Here is an 18072-nt window from a genome sequence, read left to right as displayed (position 1 = left end):
CAGCGGCAAAGTCCTTGCCCGACGACGGCGCCCTCGGCGAGACCGACGCGGGGCTACGGCGGGGCGCCGTCCGGCCGGAGGTCCACCTCGTGTGACCACGCGGTCGGCGGCTGGGCGGCGAGTCGGCGGAACGCCGCGCCGACCTCGTGTGGGTCCATCGCCGTCGCCGACCCGACTCGGGCGTCGGCCGGCGGGATCGTCCCGCCGACGGCGACGTAACAGACGTGGACGCCGTCCGGGCCGGCGCGTCGGGCCAGCGACCGGGCGAGCCCGCGGGTGCCGAACGCGGCCGCCCCCCACCCGGGGAGTCGCTCGCTGCCGTCGTGGGCGTGTGTCGTCCCCGCGAACAGGAGCGTCCCCGCGCCGCGTTCTCGCATCGCCGGCAGCAGTGTCGCCGCGAGGTTGCCACCCCCCTCGATTCGGGTCCGGATCGGCTGGACGAACGACGACTCGTCGTCGAGCTCCCCGCCGGTCGCGTTCGCGTTGTGGACTGCCACGTCCACCGGGCCGAGTCGGTCGCGGACGGCGTCGACGGCGTCGGCGACCGCCGTTCGGTCCGTGAGGTCGGCGGTGACGACCGTCGCCGTCCCGCCGTCCGCCTCGATCTCCTCGGCCAGCGACTCCACCGTGGACGGCGAACGGGCCAACAACGCGACGCGGGCGTCGGGCCCCGGCAGCGAGCGGTCGTCGGTCGTCCGGTCGGGCTGTCCGGTGCCGGTGAACGCGCGGGCCAGGCCGGTACCGAGCCGTTCGCCGACGCCGGCCAGCAGGACGGTGTCACTCACGGCCGGTCGTCGGCCCGCGGCGGCAAGAGGCTTGGGCGGTCTCACTCCACGACGACCAGCCGGAAGCTGTCCTCGCGGAACTCCGTGAACAGACACCGGCCGCCGGCGACCGCGGGGGCGCCGAACCCGCCCTCGCCGCGAGAGAACAACGGTGCCGCTCGCTTGGTGGAGTCGAGGACGACCACCAGCCCCGTGTTGCGGGTCGAGGTGACGATCGTGTCTCCGACCCGCGCGACCGCGGCCGGGATCAGCCCGAAGTTGTAGTCGACGAGCCGTTCGAGGCTGCCGTCCCGGCGGTGGAGGACGGCCAACCCGCCCGCGGTGCCGGCGAACACGTACCGTTCGCCGAGGGCCGGGGTCGCCCACGTCCCCGGGTCGGCGTGGCGCCAGCGCTCTCGACCCGCCGAGAGCCCGAACGCCCGGAGGCCGGTGCCCAGGTCCGCGGCGTACACGGTGTCGCCACGGATCGCCGGCGACGAGACGATCCGTTCGCCGTCCACACGCCAACGGACTCGTCCACGACGGGCGACGCCACACAGTCCGTCGCCGGTCGGGAACACGACCGTCTCGTCGCCCACGGCGGGCGCGAGGTTCGCCGTCGCCAGTCGGTTCCAGTCCGGGCGCGTCACGCCGGCGTCGACTCGCCAGCGTCGCTCTCCGTCGTCGGCCGACAGCGCGACTGCGCCCGCGTCCGTCCCGACGTAGACGACACCGTCGGCGACCGCCGGCGCAGTCACGACCTGGCCGTCGAGCGCTCGGCTCCAGGCCACCTCTCGACCGCTCGGGTAGACGGCGACGACGACCGGTCCCGAGGACCCCGACCGGGTCGTGACGACACGCCCGTCCGTGTCGACGGCCGGCACCCTGGCCGTCTCCCCCGGCAACGTGAGGTGGCCGGGCGACCGGTCGTCGAACGGGCGAACGAACAGCCCCCGGTTGTCGGCCGCGAACCCGGCGTCGCGGCCGACGACCGGCGAGGTTGCGAGATCGCCGTCGAGTGGGTGTGTCGTCCGGTCCTCGAGTGTCTGTGGCATCTGGTGGGTCGGGGCGACGGCGGCGTGTGGCGCTCCACGGCCGAACTGCGGCCAGGTTCGGGGAGTGTCGTCGGCGGTCGAACTAGACCAGCCGAGACAGCCGGCGCTCGACAGGGACAGCGTCGCGGCAGTCGTCGCGGCGAGGAACTGGCGGCGGCGAGACACGAGACGACGGGTGAGGCCACAGGGGTGTCAGTGTTTCGACGCGTCTCAGAGGACGCGGCGGTCGCCGTCGGCGCTGGAGACGACGAGCCGCCCGTTGGCCGGCTCGAATCGGAGCGACCGGCCGTTGCTGCCGCCGGTGTCACTCCCCTCGACAGAGACGTTCCGAGCGTCCAGCGCGCGTCGGGCGGCGTCGACGTTCTGCTCGCCGACGGATGCGCTCTCCGTCTCCAGGTCGAGCATCGAACTCGCGCCCGCGAGCTTCGCCTGGACCGACCGCCGGGAGGCGCCCGCGCGGTCCAACTCCTCCAGCATCTGGTCGATCCCGTCGACGACGAACTTCTCCGGCGGGCCGGGGTGGTCGGCCGACTCCGGCAGCATCGCGTGGAGGAGGCCACCGACCCCGCTCGTCGGATCGTACAGCGCGACGCCCAGACAGGAGCCGAGGCCGCTCGTGACCAGCTTCACGTCGTCGGTCGTCACCTCGGCGTCGGAGACACCCACCTTGACACGTTCCTTGTCTCCGGACGCGGAACGGTCGACACTCGTCTCCGAGCGACCGCCGAGTCCGGAGTCTGACGAGTCCATGCGACCTCAGGGTCCACCGACGCCGGCGGAGGCGCTGTCGTCGATCTGGTCCAGCGCCTCCGCCAGTTCGTGTTGGTCCGGCAGCGCGTAGATGTCACACCGCACGTCGCCGTCGGGAGTCCGGACGGTGGAGTCGATGATGAAGGCGTGTTCCTGTGTCCGGCCCAGTCGAGAGACGAGGGGGTCCATCACCGCAGAGCCCATGTCGTGGATGAACTGTGGCGGGGTGTGCTCGATGCTCGTCCCGAGGACGTTCGCCCAGCCGTCGATGAAGCCGCTGGTCATGATGTTGCCTAGCTCGCGGAGCGCGCCACGCTCCATCTCGCCGATTCCGGGCTCCGTCTCCGTCGGGATCATCCCCTGGGCTACCTCTTCGGCGGACGACTCGTCGAACAGGATGGCGAGGTAGCCGCTGGGCTGGCCGTGGAGCTCGAAGATGGTGCCGGCGACGGTCGTGTCGCCCACCTCCGAGGGGACGTCTTGGATCGGGACGAAACGGAGCCGCGACACCTCCACGTCCGTCTCCGTCCCGGTCATCATCGTGATGTTGTCGGCGGCGCTCGTGGCGCCCTGTTTCGTCATCTGGTTGAACTCGGGTAGTTTGTCGACGGGGATGGCGGGGCTGGAACCGCCGCCGGTGCGGCGGAGCATGTCGGTGAAGCCGGAGTACTCCGGCAGCATGTAGATCGTGAACTCCAGTTCGTCGTCCAACGATCTGATCCGCGACTCGAACATGAACACGCCGGAGCGGTCGTCCTCGAAGGCGCCGTCCGGGAGGATGTCCGTCCCGCTGGCTCGGACGTACTCCGGCGGCGTCATGTCGATTCCGACGCCGAGGTGGTCGGCCCAGCCGTCGATGAAGCCGCTGGTCATGATGTTGCCGGCCTCCTGGACGCCGCTGCGGGCGAACGCCTCGTCGTCGACCGAGCCGTCGCCGGGCATCAGCTTCTCCAACAACACCTCGGCGGCGTCCGTCTCGAACGCCATCACGGTTTGGCCGGCGATTCCCCCCTCCAGGCCGACCGTGACACCGACGAACTCCCGGCCGGCGAACGTGTCTCGGAGGTCGCCGGCGGCCATCAGCGTCACGTCCGTCACGTTGACGTAGACGTTCGTCCCGGTGAGCTGTCCCAACGAGTCGGCGGCAGTGCTCGCCCCTCGGCTGGCGAGCCGGCTGAACGTCTCTAGAGACTGGATGTCGACGTACATCCGGCTACGCGGGCACCGCGTCGTTGATCGCCTCGAGCACGTTCGGCTTCTGGAACGGCTTCGTGATGTACCCCTCCGCGCCGGCCTTGATCGCCTCCTTCATCTTCTCCTCCTGGCCGACGGAGGTGCACATGATGACCGTGGCGTCCGGGTTCTCCTCCATGATCTCCTCGGTCGCCTCGATTCCGTTCCTGATCGGCATCACGATGTCCATCATCACGATGTCCGGGTCGTCGTCGCGGTACATGTCCACCGCCTCGACCCCGTTCTCGGCCTCGCCGACGATTTCGAACTCCTCTTCGAGGATCTCACGCAACAGGTTCCGCATGAACTCCGAGTCGTCGGCAATGAGTACCCGAGTCGCCATGCGGGATGGAACTTTCCGGACACGTAAAAACACTCCCCCTGCTGTATCAGCAGTGAGAATTCTCTGCGGGTGGCGGTTCACTCCATCGTGATGGAGCCGTCCTCCTTGGCCGCCCGCAGGAGGTCGCCGATGGTGTCGTCGGCCGACAGGTCGTTGTCGACGGCCGCCTTCCGGATCAGGTCCGGCGGGAGCTCCACCGCCACGTCCGACTTCGTCAGGAGGAGTCCCAGCACTCGCTCCGGCGGAGTGTCGCCGCCGGTCGCGTCGGCGAACCAGGTGACGAGCGTCTCGAACGTCGTCGGGAGGTCGTCCGAGACCATCCGGTGGCGGGTTGGCTCCCCGTCGACGGACAGCGTCGCGTCGAAGCCGTAGTCGAACTCGTTGTGGGCCAGCGACTCCGCGAGGTACCGTCGGACGGCCGCGGCGTCCACGTCGTCGCCGCCCGGGGCACCCCGGACCACGTCGTCGCTGCTCCCGGTGCGTTCCCGCGACGGCGGGTCGCGGCTGCCGCCCCGACCACCCCCGTCGTCCGACTGGAACCCGTCGCCGCTCTGGGGCCGTCCGCCGGCGTCGGCCGCACGCCCGTCGTTCCGTGTGCGACTGTCGCCCTGCGGTCTGCCGGCACTCTGGGGCTGGCCGCCTCCCCGCGACCGTCCGCCCGCGGTGCCGCCGCCCTGGAGTTGGCTGTTGGTCTGCGATCGACCGCCACCCTGTGGCTGGCCACCTCCCTGTGGCTGGCCACCTCCCTGTGGCTGGCCACCTCCCTGTGGTTGACCACCTCCCTGGGGTTGACCACCTCCCTGTGGCTGACCACCTCCCTGTGGCTGACCACCACTCTGGGGTTGACCGCCTCCCTGTGGCTGACCGCCTCCCTGTGGCTGACCGCCTCCCTGTGGCTGACCGCCGCCGCCGCGGCGGCCGGCGCCCGCGTCACCGCCCTGCCGACCGCGCGGGGTGCCACCGTCGCCGCCGGGAGTCGTCCCACGGGTCGGCTCCGGCTCGCGGCGGTCCTCGCCGCCTCGTTGTTGTCGACTCCCCTGCCGCGGCGCCGGGTCGCGCGCCGCGGTCCCGCCGTCCGTGTCCGGGCTGCGGACCCGTTCGTCCCGACGCGCCGGCGACTCCGACTCGCGTCGGTCCTCCTCGCGTGCCGGTCGTTGCTCGTCTGGACCCCCGCGATCGTGGTCGCCGGCGTCGGGTGGATCGCCGGACGCGGAGACGACGTACCGGTCGTCTCCGATCTCTGCGACCCGCTCGTTCTCCGAGATGTCGAACTCGTCGGGGTCCAACACCGGACCGTCCGCGGGGTCTCTACTCATGGGTCACGCTAGACGGCCGCGAGCAAAAAAAGGTAGGCGCCGTCAGTCGCCCGTATCCCCGGCTGTCCCCGCCGACACCGTCGGGCGGCCGTGGCCGGCTCGTCGTCGCCCGCGTGCCGGTAGACGGTGTCCCGAAACACGGTGTTGGCGGCGGCGTCGGCGAGGTGGCGCCCGACCGCCGCGGCGTCGACCACGTCGACGTGTCTGGTGGCGAGCCACCGCCGGACCGGTCGGTCGACCTCGTCCGGGGGTTCGTCGTCCCTCCGGTGAGTATCGGTCGTGGTACACGAGTCCACTCGGGTAGCTGTCGCTTCCGAGAAGCAGAGTGCTCACTCCGAGTCGTCGTCGGGCGGGGAGAGTGGACGATTCTCCTCGATCTGGCCGGCGATCTGTGCGGCGTTGGCGGCGACGACGTCGTAGTCGGCGTTCGCCTCCTGTGCGACCAAGCGGAGGTGGGTCGCCAGGAGCGTCAGCGCTTGGAGCTCCTCGTCGCGGTCGCCGGCAGGGTGTTGCGCGAAGGCGGTGTCGACGCGGTCGTCGTGGACGACGCCGACGTGGAACGCAGAGACGCCGTCACTGTCCAGGAGGTCACTGGCGGCCGCGAGCTCGCGGTGGAACGCCGTGTCGTCCGTCTCGGTGGTGTCGTCGCTGTCGTCGGTCACGCTCAGAACGTCGACTGCGGCGGTGATAAGTGGACGGTGCCGACTGCGGCGGTGATAAGTGGACGGTGCCGACTGCGGCGGTGATAAGTGGACGGTGCCGACTCCGGCGGTGATAAGTGGACGGTGCCGACTGCGGCGGTGATAAGTGGACGGTGCCGACTCCGGCGGTGATAAGTGGACGGTGCCGACTGCGGCGTGATCGGCTACTTCGGACGTGGTCGGGCGGTGAACAACGTCGGGACGATGCTGAACGGCTCGTAGACGGACTGGTGACACGGACAGTACACCTCGTCTGCGGCGTCGAACTTCGCGGAGCCGCCCAGGCCCTTGTACTTCGGCACACAACAGAAGTGGGTACACTTGTTGAGCCAGGCGACGAACCCCTTCGGGGCGGTGGCTTGCAGCCACGACTGTGTGCTGTCGTCGACCGAGTACGTCTGGCCGTCGGCGCCCTGCGCTTCGCCGTTCTCGACGAGCTGTTCGATCACCGGCGAGCGGATGACGTTGACGACCAGGCTCTTCTCCGTCTCCATCGAGCGCCAGTTGGCGCTGGCGGGCTTACCGAGCCCGGAGACGCCGATTCCGTTGCCCCACTCCTCGTAGTCGGAGAACATGTCGACGGTGAGGCGGTCCGTCTCGCCGAACTCCGACTGCCACTCGTAGGTGGGGTTCGAACCGGTGACGAAGTAGTTTCCTTCGGCCGGCTCGTGGCTCGGGCGAATCGCCTCGTACGTCTCCATGCCACAGAAGTGGAACCACTCCGAGGAGTAGGACATCCCGCCGATGTCCGTCTCGGCCACCTCGTAGGTGACACCACCCTGGGTCTTCTCCTTCACCTCGGGCCAGACCCCTTTCAGTTCGTCGCCGTCGATCTCGATGGGGACCTGTGGCATCCCACGGGGTGCCGGACCGTCCGTGTTCTCGATCACCATCGACTCTGTCGGGCCACCGCCGGCGCCGGTCGACGAGGTGACGCTGTTGATCGCGGCAGAGCCGGTCGCTCCGACGCCGGCTAGCGTCGCACCGCCGACGACACCCTTGACGAACCGGCGACGACCCGAGTCACCGGGGTACTTGTCCTCGTCCGCGCTCATAAACCCGGATCGGGTTCCGGCACGCAAAAGGCTGACGAAGGTCCCCGGGTGAGTCCCCGCAGACGGCGTCGGAGGGGTCGGCTCAGTCGTCGGCCGCGTTCCAGGGGGCACGCTCGAAGTCGACGAGTCGCTCCCGGCGGTCGAGGTCGTCGAGCCGGGCCAGTGCCGACGGCGACAGCGTCAGGTCTCGTGCCGCCAGGTTCTCGCGGATGTGCGTCTCGCTCGTCGCCTTCGGGATAGGGGCGACGGAGTCTTTCGACAGCAGCCACGCCAGCGCGACCTGCGCCGGGGTCGCGTCGTGGTCGTCGGCGACCGCCTGGACGGCGGGCACGTCGGCGACGCGGTTGCGGGCGATGGGGGAGTAGGCGACGAGCCAGTGGTCGTCCTCGCGGGCGTACTCGCGCAGTTCCGGCTGCGGGAACAACGGGTGGCACTCGACCTGGTGGGCGAAGATCGGCGCGTCCAACCGCTCGCGCGCCTCGTCGAGTTGGTCCGGCCGGAAGTTCGACAGCCCGACACCTCGGATCGTTCCCTCGGCCCGGAGATCGTCCAAGGCGCGACAGGTGTCGGCCGGGTCGTAGCTGTCGATGGGCCAGTGGACGTACAACAGGTCGATCGTGTCGACGCCGAGTCGGTCGGCCGACGCCCGGGCCGTCTCGACGGCGTCGTCGTGAGAGAGGTTGTCCGTCGACAGCTTCGTGGCGAGGAACACGTCCTTGCGGTCGACGCCCGACTGGTCGATCCCGGCCGCGACCTGGCGTTCGTTGTCGTACCCCTGGGCGGTGTCGACGTGGCGGTAGCCCGCGTCGAGTGCGGTCGCCACGCTGTCGACACACTGCTGTCCGTCGAGTTCGTACGTGCCGAGGCCGAAGCGGTGGAACTGAGTCACGAGAGTGGGTGGGGTGGGAGTGAAGTGAGACTGTCGGAACGATCGTAACCTCTGAGTAGGGTAATCGGCTGGAATGGTGCGTCTTTACAATTCGCGTTTGAATCCATCTGGGAACTGAAGCGAGGCGTGTGGGTGTGTACACGAGCGGGCGTACAGGCCGCCCGATCTGCGTAGGATAATCCCGGAGGTACGGAGGTCTTCGATGTAGGACCTGGTCGTGGAGCGGATTTCCGACTCACGCTGGGTGGCTTTCTCGATCTGTCGATAGTTGTCTTGGAGCCTCTCCCACCCTATTTCGATCAGTTCGTCAGTGTCGAACCCGCCGCCTTGCCGCATCATGGGGTGGATTAGATTTTGGAGGACGAGCGCAGCCTCTCGCCGCGTCGGTGTGTCGGCACGGCGATAAAATGAGTTGACGTAGACGAGATTGAACATGCCAGCGATGATATCACAGAACTGGTCTGGGAGCGAAGCCCCAGCGGAAGTCATATTTCGCCAGTGAATCTTCGTCGGATCGTCTGTGACGAGTTGATCGTACACTGGGCCAGTCAGCTCGTCACCGTCGTCAGTTTCGACTGGCGGGATGAGCTCCACGAGTGGGTTGAGATGTAGAAATTCTATTGAGGTCTGCAGGTTCGGGTGGTTCTCTTCACAACCAAGAATTAATCCAGTATCGGCGACAACTCCGTTTTGTCGTCTAGTAAAATTTCGGAAATCCGAAGCAGCTAGCCGGGAGACGAGAACGGGGTTAACATCTGAAGGTTCTTCGGTAGAGTTCTTCCTAATCTGTGACTTTTTCTTACTCAGACCCCCATCCACGAGATTGGTTCCATTGTACACTTCGATCGGGAAGTACTCGTGAGGGATGGAGATTACTGCGTCAACTTCGTTGTAATGCGATATCTTGAATGGGTACTCTCCTTTAGGGAAGATCTCAAAGTCGGAGGACCGGCCGAGAGTGTCAAACCGATCACAAAGGGCCGCGTAGACACAGAGTTCGGCAAATGGGGCAGATTCGTGAATAAACGAGTAGAATGTTTCCGTGTGCCTGCGCACAGTTTGTCGGGGCTCCGTACTACCGTTCGGAAACATCATGTAAGGACGATTACCGAACGTGTCTTTCTCTATCTTCTCCTGGTTTTGCAACTGTATCAGTATTCGGCCGGAGAAGTTCTGGTAGACGCCGTACTGCTCAAGTTCCAGTTTGAACAGATTGGCCGGCCAAGGTCCGAATTGGTCGATACGACTGGTAGCGACTTGCTTAACATAGTTGAATATCTCGCTGTTCTCCTCGCTCGGGTGGGACTCACTGCTCGTCATATAAAGCGGGGCGGGAAAGAGGAGTAGGCTATACCAGTTGGGGGCCACCTCTCACGGCAAGACAAATCTCGGTGGTTCACAAGTTCAACTTATTGCAAATTCTTATAAATGTGCCGGAGGGTCAGGGACACAACCCAGAGAAATTATTTACAGAGAGAGAAAAGTACAGAGAGTGCACGAACTCACGGTCGCCTTCCAGAAGCGCGACGACCTCACGACGGAGGAACTGCGCGACTACTACCACGCAGAACACGTCCCGTTGGTCCGCGAGCTACCGAATCTGGTCGGCTACGAGGTGACGTTCCCGTCCGACCCGGAGCGGTCGCCGTACGACGGGATCGCACGGCTGCGGTTCCCGGACGGGGAGGCGATGAGCGAGGCGATGGACACGGAGGCGGCGGCGGCGATGGAGGCGGACGCGGCGGCGTTCGCCGACACGGACAGCATGGTGCAGGTCGTCGGCGAGACGGAGTCGCTGCTGGAGTGAGCCGTCCAGTTCTCGCGGCGTGAGAACCGGGGGGAGACGAGAGCGGTTCGATATAAAATTTCGTGGTAAGGCTTAACACCACACACCGGCTGCGGTGTGGTGGAACGATGTTCGAACAGTTCTCGGCCGGGTACTATCTGGGCGAACTGTACGTCCAGCCCAGAGAGACGGATCGGGCCGCGATCAAGCGGGCCGACCACGAGCGGGTGAACGAGCAGTTGTTCGGCGACGAGTCGGGACTCACACGGCTCGACACGCCGCTCGTGATGAAGCTGGGAACGCGACACTTCCCCGTGATCGGGGACGAAGACCTCCCTTCGGGGACGCTCACGGTGCCGACGGAGTCCGTGCCCGAGGACATGAAGTTCGAGGTGCCCGGCCGGACGGAGGTGTTCCTGGCGGACGCAGACCGGACGGGAGAGCTGTTGGAGTACGCGGGCTGGAGCGGCGAGCCGCCGGTGTAGCCGGGGCTCGTCGGAGGTCTGACGGCGTGCGGAAGGTGGACTCGGGCCGTAGAGCGAACGCGTGTTACTTCTCGAGGGAGGTCACTCGACGTAGTCGATGTCGCGGACGCGCTCGCGGGCCTCTTCCTGTGTCGTCTCGTTACGACCGTAGATCTGCGGCGACTCGACGCCGGTGACGACGATCATGGTCCGCATCTGGCCCTCCAGTTCCTCGTCGATGGAGGTCCCCCAGATGATGCGGGCGTCCGGGTCGATCCGATCGTAGATCTCCTCGACCACGCCCTCGGCCTCTTCGATGGACATGTCGGAGCCGCCGGTGACGTTGACCAGCGCGGAGTTGGCGCCGGAGATGTCGACGTCGAGCAACGGCGACCGGAGCGCAGACTGGACGGACTCGCTGGCTTTGGCGTCGTTCTCGGCTTCGCCGAGTCCGATCATGGCGACGCCGCCCTTCTCCATCACGGTCCGCACGTCCGCGAAGTCCAGGTTGACGAGCCCGGGCTTGGTGATGAGCTCCGTGATCCCTTTGACGGAGCGCATGAGCACCTCGTCGGACACCTTGAACGCCTGGCGGACGGGGAGTTTGCCGACCGCGTCGAGCAGCCGGTCGTTCGGGACGACGATGACGGTGTCGGCCACGTCACGGAGGCGTTCGAGGCCGGCCTCGGCGTTGGTCCGGCGGACCTCACCCTCTGCGGTGAACGGCGTGGTGACGATGGCGATGGTGAGCGCGCCGATCTCGCGGGCGGCCTTCGCCACGACGGGCGCGGAGCCGGTCCCGGTGCCGCCGCCCAGTCCGGCGGTGACGAACACCATGTCCGACCCGCTGATCGAGTTGTGGATCTCTTCTTGGGACTCGATGGCGGCCTCCTCGCCCACCTGCGGGAGCGAGCCGGCGCCGCGTCCCTGTGTCTTCTCTTTGCCCATCAGGATCTTCGTGTCCGCCTCGATGTTGACGAGGTGTTGCACGTCCGTGTTGGCGGCGACGAGGTTGGCGCCGTGGATCCCCTCTTCGGCCATCCGGTCGACCGTGTTGCCGCCCGCGCCGCCGCAGCCGACGACCGTGATGTTCGTCTGGAGCTCCTGGAGCACGTCCTGGAGCTCGTCGTCCGTCATCTCCCCCGTCGGCTGGCCCCCACCAGCGTCGTCGACGGGGCCGTCCTGGCCGTCCGTCGGAGCGTCACCTTCGGCTTCGTCGATTGCGTCCTCCACGATCGAGTCCATTTATAGGCTCCCGTTATCTACGGAGACTAATTACCTTTCCCCTCTCGTCAGACTCGTGTCAGACGCCTGCGGGCCGGAAATCGGCGGCTCCCGTCACGAGCGCACACGCGCCGCGAGCCGCGTTCCGCCTCGGTCCGTCGCCGACGGTGGCGGAGAGTGCGTGCCTCTGGGTCGCCCGCGTGTTCGGGCCGCCGGGCACGGCGCCGTCCACGGAGCCGACGCCCGCGCGGGGGGAGGGGACGGTCGCTCGGCTGCTCGTCTGGTGTGCCGGTCGTTCCGGTCGGAGACAGCTGTCGCCCGCGAGCGCCAGCCGGAGACAGCCCAGGTACGGCACGCTCCCTCGGGCGACCCCGCGGAGCCACGACGCCCGGACCGGGGGCGCCAGCCCCGTCGCCTGGTCGTACCGGCGGTTGTCGTCTCCCTTCGTCACGAACCCGTCGTGTGGCGCCGGGCAGTGTCGCAGTTCCGCACAGTCCTCGGCCGTCACCGCCGACGGGTCCGCGCGGTCGTACCAGTTCTCGCCCGCTGCCACCCTGAACTGCACGCGGTGGACCACCGGCGGTCCCGTCCGACCGGGCGGGCTGTAGACGACGACGGAGCCCGGCGCGCCGAACGACCGGTGGCCCCGGTCGCGCCCCTGGCGGGCGGTGACGACGCCGTCTGCCGTCGCCGCGGCCGCCGCGAACCGTCCCGGCTCCGTCACGATGACCAGGTCTCCGGCGGACAGCGCCGGCTCCATGCTCCCGCTCTCGACGGCGACCAACGGCGGCCAGACGCCGGTCGCGAGCGACAGCGCGGCCGCGAACACGGCGACGGCCGCGACCACGCGGACGGCGTCCCACAGCAGCGTACGCGCCAGCCCCTCGGGTGAGCCCATCGCCCGTTGGTAGACCGCTCGGGTCTCGAAACTGTCGGTTCGGTGGAGGGTCGTTCACTCGGCGTCCCGGCGACCGGCGGCGAGCAGACAGTGACAGGAGTACGTGGCGAAGACGAGTGAGAGGATCAGTGCGGTGAACCCGAGGCCCCCTTCGTTCACGAGCGGCGACACCACGGCCCCAAACGTGGTCGAGAGGACTGCTGTCGTGAGCGCACGGAGATAGTAGAACAGCTTCGGGTTCGTCGTCGACACTGCCGAAACGGTGCCACGGAACTGTAACAAACTTGCGGAACGCGCTCGAACGTGTCGCCTCGTGCGGTCAGGTGACGACCTCCTCGAACTCGATTCCGTCCGGGGTAACGGTGACGACGACGGTACCGTCCGACTGTGGCGTGTACGCCGCCGTCTCGTCGCCGACGGTCACCTGCACCTCGACCGGCTCGGAGAGCACGTCGAGTTCCTCGTAGGTCCGACTGTCGCCCGGGTCGAGCTGTAGACGCAGTGTCCGTTCGTCGTCGGTGTCGCGGCGTCGGATCACCACCCGTACCGTCACGGACTCTTCGCGCCCGTTCTCGACGCGGAGGTCGTGTAGTGACCTGTCGTACGGCGGGATCGTCTCCGTCCCGGTGGGCGTCCGTGGCTGCCCGTCGGCTGCGGTGGCCGTGTCGGTCCGTCCCGAGTCGTCGTCGAGCGAGCCGTCACTCTGGCTGCCGTCGAGACACCCCGCGATCGGCGTGAGTGAGCCGGCGAGTGCGGCACAGAGTCGCCGTCTGTCCACAGTGAGCCTCCTCGCGGGTGTGGTGTACCTCTTGTGGCTCCGGGACTCGCCGGGAGTGCCGGCGGCGCTGTTCGTCACGTCGCTCGTGTCGGTCGTTTCCTCGCTCGAATCTCGCCGTCAGGCGCGATTCGAGCAGGGAGCGAACGGAGTGAGCGACCGTGTTCGAATCCGGAGTCGGACCCAGTTCTCTCCCCCGTCGCTCGCTCGGTCGCTCCGCTCTCTTGCTGTCTTCTTCTTATCGAGAACTCTTTCGAGGCCCTGCCGGATTCGAACTACGGTCACTCCGCTCACTGCGTTCGCTCCGTTCCCTCGGTCGAATCCGGAGTCGGGCCCAGTTCTCCCCCCTGTCGCTCGCTCGGTCGCTCCGCTCCCTCGCTCGCGGCCGTGGGGGAGAACTGGGCCCTGCCGGATTCGAACCAGCGACCGCCCGGTGTCCCACACCCACCGAGACCGGCGAGTGATATGAGCCGGGTGCTATACCAGACTAAGCTAAGGGCCCTCGTCCGCCGAGAACACAGTCGAGACTATTCAACGTACCGTGTTACGACGAAGCGACGCCGAAGCCAGGACTCGAACCTGGGACCACCTCGTTAACAGCGAGGCGCTCTACCAGCTGAGCTACTTCGGCACGCGACAGTCCCACGTACTGTGGTTCGCCTGAAGTGCGTTTCGTTTCGTCGCCGCCCGCGTCGACCGACGGTCGGCGACCGAAAGGGTCGTGACACCGCCGCGAGAACGGATCGGTATGACCGAGTCGGACGGCGACGACCTCTCGACGGCGCTCGCGGCGGCCCGCGAGGCGACCACCCCCGAGACCGACGAGCGCGAGCGGATGCGCCGTGTCGTCGCCGACCTGCGCGAACGGGCGACGGCAGCCGTCGCCGACCTCCCGGCGCCGGCAGACGAGGCGTCGGTGCTCCAAGTGGGCTCGACCGCCCGCGGGACCTGGCTCCCGGGCGACCGCGACGTGGACCTGTTCGTCCGGTTCCCGACCGCGCTCGACCGCGACGAGCTGGAGCAGTTCGGTCTCCGGGTCGGCCACACGGTGCTTCCCGAGGGCGTCGAGGAGTTCGCCGAACACCCGTACGTCCGCGGCGAGCACGACGGCTTCGACGTGGACTTGGTCCCGTGTTTCGACGTGCCGAACGCGACGGCCGCCCGGACCGCCGTCGACCGCACACCGTTCCACACCGCCTACCTCGAAGCCCGACTCGACGACGACCTCGCGGCCGACGTGCGTGTGTTCAAGCGGTTCCTCACCGCCGTCGGTGCCTACGGCAGCGACCTCCGGACCCGTGGGTTCTCCGGCTACCTCGCGGAGCTGTTGGTGGCCGAACACGACGGCGTCGTGCCGTTGCTGCGAGCGGCCACCGACTGGACGCCGCCGGTCCGGTTCGACCCCGAGGACCACGGACAGGAGACGTTCGACGACCCGCTCGTCGTGATCGACCCGACGGATCCCGAGCGCAACGTCGCGGCCGTCTGTGCCGCCGAGAACGTCGCCCGGCTCCAACACCACGCCCGTCGGCTCCTGGCGGACCCCGACCCCGACCGGTTCCGCCCGCGCCCGACGCCGTCGGTGACCCCCGCGACCGTTCGCGACCACCTCCGCCAGCGCGAGACCGCCCCCGTGGCCGTCGTCTTCGACGCCCCGAACGTCGTCGACGACCAGCTGTACCCCCAGCTCCGCCGGTCGCTGAACGGGGTCGAACGAGAACTCGACGGCCGCGGGTTCGACGCCGTCCGAACGAGCACGTTCGCGGCCGACCACGCGGACAGTGACGGGCGGCGAGGGGCGGTGTTGTTGTTCGAGCTGGCAGACACGGAGATTCCGGCCGTCGAGCGCCACGAGGGCCCGCCGGTCCACGTCGGCGCCCACGCGGCCGGCTTCTACGAGAAGTACGCCGACGGCGACGCCTACGGCCCGTTTCTCGACGGCGACCGCTACGTCGTGGAGCGTGACCGCGAGTACCACGACGCCGTCCGGTTCCTCCGCGAGACGGGGTTCGAGGAGGTGGCGCTGGGCACACAGGTCGAGACCGCGCTCGCGGACGGCTACAGCGTGGTCGCGGGCGACGACGTGGCGGCTCTGGCCGAGAGGTTCGACGAGGCGCTGGCGCGACACTTCCGACCGCGGGTGTGACCGGGCGACTTAGGTTCCTACGCCGACTCCCCTCGAACGATGATCCTCTCGGACGCCGACATCCTCGCACGGCTCGGCGAGGGTGACCTCGTGATCGAGCCGTTGGCGGATATCGACACCCAGGTCCAGCCCGCCAGTGTCGACCTCCGGCTCGGCTCGGAGTTCCTGGAGTTTCGCCGCACCAACATTCCGTGTATCCACCCGGACGAGGCGGGTGAGGTCGACGAGTACGTCAGAGAGTCACACGTCCCCGAGGGCGACGAGTTCGTCCTCCACCCCGGGGACTTCGTCCTCGGGACGACCCGCGAGCGCGTCGAGATTCCGCCGGATCTGGTCGCACACGTCGAGGGCCGGTCGTCGCTGGGCCGGCTGGCGATCGTCGTCCACGCCACGGCCGGACTGGCGGACCCCGGCTACGAGGGCCAGATCACGCTGGAGCTGTCGAACCTGGGCAACGCGCCGGTGGCGCTCACACCGGGGATGCGGATCTCGCAGCTCACGTTCACACGGCTGACGAGCCCGGCCGAGCGGCCGTACGGCGAGGACCGCGAGTCGAAGTACCAGGGCCAGGAGGGGCCGCAGGCGTCGCTGATCGGCGACGACCCGGAGTTCGCCGGAGGTGAGGAGTCGTGAAGTTCATCGAGGAGGTGGCAGTCGAGCAGTTCCTCCCCACCGTGCGGTCGATGTTGGCCGAGGAGCTGCGGGACCGCGGGTTCACACAGCGGGAGGTGGCAGAGGCGCTGGGGATCAGTCAGTCTGCGGTGTCGAAGTACGCCCACGGCGACGTGAGCCGGACCGAGGAGATCGTCACCGACGAGCGGGTTCGAGAGACGGTCGCGGAGGTGGCCGGGGGGCTCGCGGCCGGCGACACGAGTCGCGTCGCCGCCCTGATCGAACTGGAGGTGTTGATCCGGGAGCTGGAGGCGGGTGATCTGCTCGCGGAGCTCCACGAGACGGCGATGCCGGAGTTGGCCGACACGGAGTACGACTTCACCGTCCACGACCCGGACAGCGAGGCGCGGGCCCGCGAACGGACGCTCGGATCCGTCCGGCGCGGGCTCCGGCTCGTCCAGAACACCTCCGGGTTCGCCACGCTCGTCCCGAACGTCGGGTCGAACCTCGTGGAGGCGCTGCCGGACGCCGACAGCGTCGAGGAGGTGGCCGCGGTGCCCGGGCGGATCTTCGACGTGAAGGGGCGGGCGGCGGTGCCGGCGGACCCGGAGTTCGGCGTGAGCGAACACGTCGCCGGCATCCTGCTCACGGCCCGGGAGGCCGGAGTGAGCGTCGACGCCGCGGTCGACGTCGCGTACACCGAAGAGACGGTAGAGCGGTTGGCGGCGGCCGGCCACCCGACCGTCGAGTTCGCGGCCGAGGGCGGCCCCGACGCGGTCCGGGAGGCGCTGGACGACCACGAGCCGACGGCCGAGACGGTCGTCGTCTACCAGGCCGGCGGCTACGGGATCGAGCCAATCGTGTACGTGCTCGGGCCGGACGCCCCCTCGGTCGTCGAGACCGCCCGCGAGACGCTGTGAACGGGCAGCAGTTCTACACCGCCTTCGCCCGACTGTACGACCGAGTCGCCCGTCTCCCGGGCGTCAGCCGCGTCCGACGGCGGGTCGCTCGAGCACTCGCGCCGGCGCCGGGGGACACGGTCGTCGACTTCGGCTGCGGCACCGGCGGCAACCACGACGCCGTCCGCGAGCAGGTCGGCCCCGAGGGGACGTACCTCGGGGTGGACTACGCGTCCGGTGTCCTGCGGATCGCCCGCGACCGTGCCGCCGGCCCGCGGACGGCGTTCCTCCGCGGGGACGCGACCCGGCCGCCGGTCTGTCGCGCCGACGCCGCGTGTGCGACGTTCCTCGTCGGAATGTTGGCCGACCCCGCCGGAGCCGTCCGGGCGTGGGCGCGACTCGTCGGCCCTGGCGGTCGGCTCGCGTTGCTGAACCTAGAACGGAGCCCGGCGCGCGTCGCCGCGCCGCTGAACCCCCTCTTCCGGCTGGCCGTGCGGCTGGGGTCGCCGCCGGGTGCCCGGAGCGACGAGCCGGCGGTCGAGCGGCTGGAGCGGCGCGTCCGGGCCGCCCACGGCCAACTCCGCCGGCTGTCGACCGCGACCGTCGCCGACCGCGGGGCGCTCGGCTTCTACCGACTCACTGCCGGCACCGTCCGGCCGGAGTCGGAGTGGTAGCTACTGCTCGTCGGCCCAGTTCGCACGCTTCTCCGCGCCGATGGTGGTCGCCGTCTTCGCCTGGTCGGCGCTGTCGAAGCCGAGTTCGTCGACGGGCACCTCGAACGGGTCGTCGTACTCCCGGAGGACGAACGTGTAGTAGTTCTGGATCGCCCGCCGGGCGTTCTGGGCCGGGCTCCCGTCCAGGAGGGTCGTGTTGAGCGCGAGGTGGACCACCTCCGGGAACGGCAGCCCCAACACGTCCTGTGCGGCCGCCAACGCCTCGTAGTCCTCGTCACGTACGCGAACTGTCTCGGACACACCGACGACGACGGCCGCCGCCCACTTGTGCGTTACGGAGTGTAACAGGCTGTAACACCCTGTCGTGAGAGCCGCGAGCGCGGGACGGTGACGGTCGACTGTCCGCACACGCGGCCGTTCCCGCGCCCACTACCCCTTCCGCCCTCCCGGTGCGGCGTCTTAGGCTCGCCTAATATCGAAAGTGGCTT

The 18072-nt window shown here is 68.5% G+C and carries 22 protein-coding genes and 2 tRNA genes; 6 read left to right on the top strand and 18 right to left on the bottom strand.

Translation table 11 applies throughout. From position 1 onward, the window contains the following. Positions 1–53 precede the first annotated feature (53 nt). The 11 genes from RYH79_RS00300 to RYH79_RS00250 form a co-directional block, all read right to left on the bottom strand. Positions 54–785 carry an SDR family NAD(P)-dependent oxidoreductase gene (locus RYH79_RS00300; RefSeq protein WP_370895163.1) on the bottom strand — a complete coding sequence of 244 codons (732 nt, stop codon included), beginning with the start codon at positions 783–785 and terminating at the stop codon, positions 54–56. 41 nt (positions 786–826) lie between these two features. Next, entirely contained in the window at positions 827–1984 is a 1158-nt protein-coding gene (locus RYH79_RS00295; protein WP_370895162.1) for an outer membrane protein assembly factor BamB family protein, read from the bottom strand. A 45-nt stretch (positions 1985–2029) separates the two neighbouring features. Continuing rightward, positions 2030–2569: a chemotaxis protein CheD gene (locus RYH79_RS00290; protein ID WP_370895161.1), complete on the bottom strand. Its 540-nt coding sequence runs from the start codon at positions 2567–2569 to the stop codon at positions 2030–2032. 6 nt (positions 2570–2575) lie between these two features. Next, positions 2576–3778: a chemotaxis protein CheC gene (locus RYH79_RS00285; protein ID WP_370895160.1), complete on the bottom strand. Its 1203-nt coding sequence runs from the start codon at positions 3776–3778 to the stop codon at positions 2576–2578. 4 nt (positions 3779–3782) lie between these two features. Continuing rightward, positions 3783–4145 carry a chemotaxis protein CheY gene (gene cheY / locus RYH79_RS00280; protein ID WP_370895159.1) on the bottom strand — a complete coding sequence of 121 codons (363 nt, stop codon included), beginning with the start codon at positions 4143–4145 and terminating at the stop codon, positions 3783–3785. A 77-nt stretch (positions 4146–4222) separates the two neighbouring features. Then, positions 4223–5461: a DUF7500 family protein gene (locus RYH79_RS00275; protein ID WP_370895158.1), complete on the bottom strand. Its 1239-nt coding sequence runs from the start codon at positions 5459–5461 to the stop codon at positions 4223–4225. An 8-nt stretch (positions 5462–5469) separates the two neighbouring features. After that, complete coding sequence (locus RYH79_RS00270; protein WP_370895157.1) at positions 5470–5757, bottom strand: hypothetical protein; 288 nt, start codon at positions 5755–5757, stop codon at positions 5470–5472. A 33-nt stretch (positions 5758–5790) separates the two neighbouring features. Beyond that, a complete protein-coding gene (locus tag RYH79_RS00265; protein WP_370895156.1) occupies positions 5791–6123 on the bottom strand; it encodes a DUF8113 family protein in 333 nt (110 codons plus the stop codon). 203 nt (positions 6124–6326) lie between these two features. Continuing rightward, a complete protein-coding gene (locus RYH79_RS00260; RefSeq protein ID WP_370895155.1) occupies positions 6327–7217 on the bottom strand; it encodes a ubiquinol-cytochrome c reductase iron-sulfur subunit in 891 nt (296 codons plus the stop codon). Between the two features lie 82 nt (positions 7218–7299). Then, a complete protein-coding gene (locus tag RYH79_RS00255) occupies positions 7300–8106 on the bottom strand; it encodes an aldo/keto reductase (RefSeq protein ID WP_370895154.1) in 807 nt (268 codons plus the stop codon). A gap of 84 nt (positions 8107–8190) precedes the next feature. Continuing rightward, complete coding sequence (locus RYH79_RS00250; RefSeq protein ID WP_370895153.1) at positions 8191–9426, bottom strand: hypothetical protein; 1236 nt, start codon at positions 9424–9426, stop codon at positions 8191–8193. Positions 9427–9598: 172 nt separating this feature from the next. Between RYH79_RS00250 and RYH79_RS00245 the strand changes: the two genes are divergently transcribed. Further along, positions 9599–9913: an EthD family reductase gene (locus tag RYH79_RS00245; RefSeq protein ID WP_370895152.1), complete on the top strand. Its 315-nt coding sequence runs from the start codon at positions 9599–9601 to the stop codon at positions 9911–9913. Positions 9914–10020: 107 nt separating this feature from the next. Further along, on the top strand, positions 10021–10377 hold the full coding sequence (locus RYH79_RS00240) for a DUF5802 family protein (protein WP_370895151.1): 357 nt from the start codon (positions 10021–10023) through the stop codon (positions 10375–10377). Positions 10378–10458: 81 nt separating this feature from the next. Here the strand turns inward: RYH79_RS00240 and ftsZ are convergent, their stop codons facing one another. From ftsZ to RYH79_RS00210, 6 genes are all read right to left on the bottom strand, one after another. Then, positions 10459–11601: a cell division protein FtsZ gene (gene ftsZ / locus RYH79_RS00235; RefSeq protein WP_370895150.1), complete on the bottom strand. Its 1143-nt coding sequence runs from the start codon at positions 11599–11601 to the stop codon at positions 10459–10461. Positions 11602–11659: 58 nt separating this feature from the next. Continuing rightward, entirely contained in the window at positions 11660–12478 is an 819-nt protein-coding gene (locus RYH79_RS00230) for a S26 family signal peptidase (RefSeq protein WP_370895149.1), read from the bottom strand. Positions 12479–12532: 54 nt separating this feature from the next. Continuing rightward, positions 12533–12730, bottom strand: coding sequence for a hypothetical protein (locus RYH79_RS00225; RefSeq protein WP_370895148.1), 198 nt, complete (start codon positions 12728–12730; stop codon positions 12533–12535). A 67-nt stretch (positions 12731–12797) separates the two neighbouring features. Next, positions 12798–13256, bottom strand: a complete 459-nt coding sequence (locus RYH79_RS00220; protein WP_370895147.1) for a hypothetical protein — start codon at positions 13254–13256, stop codon at positions 12798–12800. A 396-nt stretch (positions 13257–13652) separates the two neighbouring features. After that, a tRNA-Ile gene (locus RYH79_RS00215) sits at positions 13653–13755 on the bottom strand. Positions 13756–13811: 56 nt separating this feature from the next. Beyond that, positions 13812–13884: transfer RNA gene (locus RYH79_RS00210), tRNA-Asn, on the bottom strand. A gap of 117 nt (positions 13885–14001) precedes the next feature. Between RYH79_RS00210 and cca the strand changes: the two genes are divergently transcribed. Genes cca through RYH79_RS00190 form a run of 4 tightly spaced genes read left to right on the top strand, consistent with a single transcriptional unit; the run spans position 14002 to position 17584 of the window. Then, on the top strand, positions 14002–15399 hold the full coding sequence (gene cca, locus RYH79_RS00205) for a CCA tRNA nucleotidyltransferase (RefSeq protein ID WP_370895146.1): 1398 nt from the start codon (positions 14002–14004) through the stop codon (positions 15397–15399). 39 nt (positions 15400–15438) lie between these two features. Further along, positions 15439–16032 (top strand): dCTP deaminase, encoded by a 594-nt coding sequence (dcd, locus tag RYH79_RS00200; protein WP_370895145.1) that lies wholly within the window; start codon positions 15439–15441, stop codon positions 16030–16032. Beyond that, positions 16029–16931 carry a thiamine-phosphate synthase family protein gene (locus RYH79_RS00195; protein ID WP_370895144.1) on the top strand — a complete coding sequence of 301 codons (903 nt, stop codon included), beginning with the start codon at positions 16029–16031 and terminating at the stop codon, positions 16929–16931. Before dcd ends, RYH79_RS00195 begins: the two co-directional genes overlap by 4 nt. Further along, entirely contained in the window at positions 16928–17584 is a 657-nt protein-coding gene (locus tag RYH79_RS00190; RefSeq protein ID WP_370895143.1) for a class I SAM-dependent methyltransferase, read from the top strand. The genes RYH79_RS00195 and RYH79_RS00190 overlap by 4 nt, the downstream gene beginning before the upstream one ends. Here the strand turns inward: RYH79_RS00190 and RYH79_RS00185 are convergent, their stop codons facing one another. After that, positions 17585–17884, bottom strand: coding sequence for a hypothetical protein (locus tag RYH79_RS00185; RefSeq protein WP_370895142.1), 300 nt, complete (start codon positions 17882–17884; stop codon positions 17585–17587). It lies immediately after the preceding gene. Positions 17885–18072: the final 188 nt, after the last annotated feature.

The organism is Halobaculum sp. MBLA0143, assembly GCF_041361465.1.
Classification (GTDB): domain Archaea; phylum Halobacteriota; class Halobacteria; order Halobacteriales; family Haloferacaceae; genus JAHENP01.
Note: the sequence above shows the minus strand (reverse complement) of the source record. Positions and strands in the feature narration are given on the sequence as shown.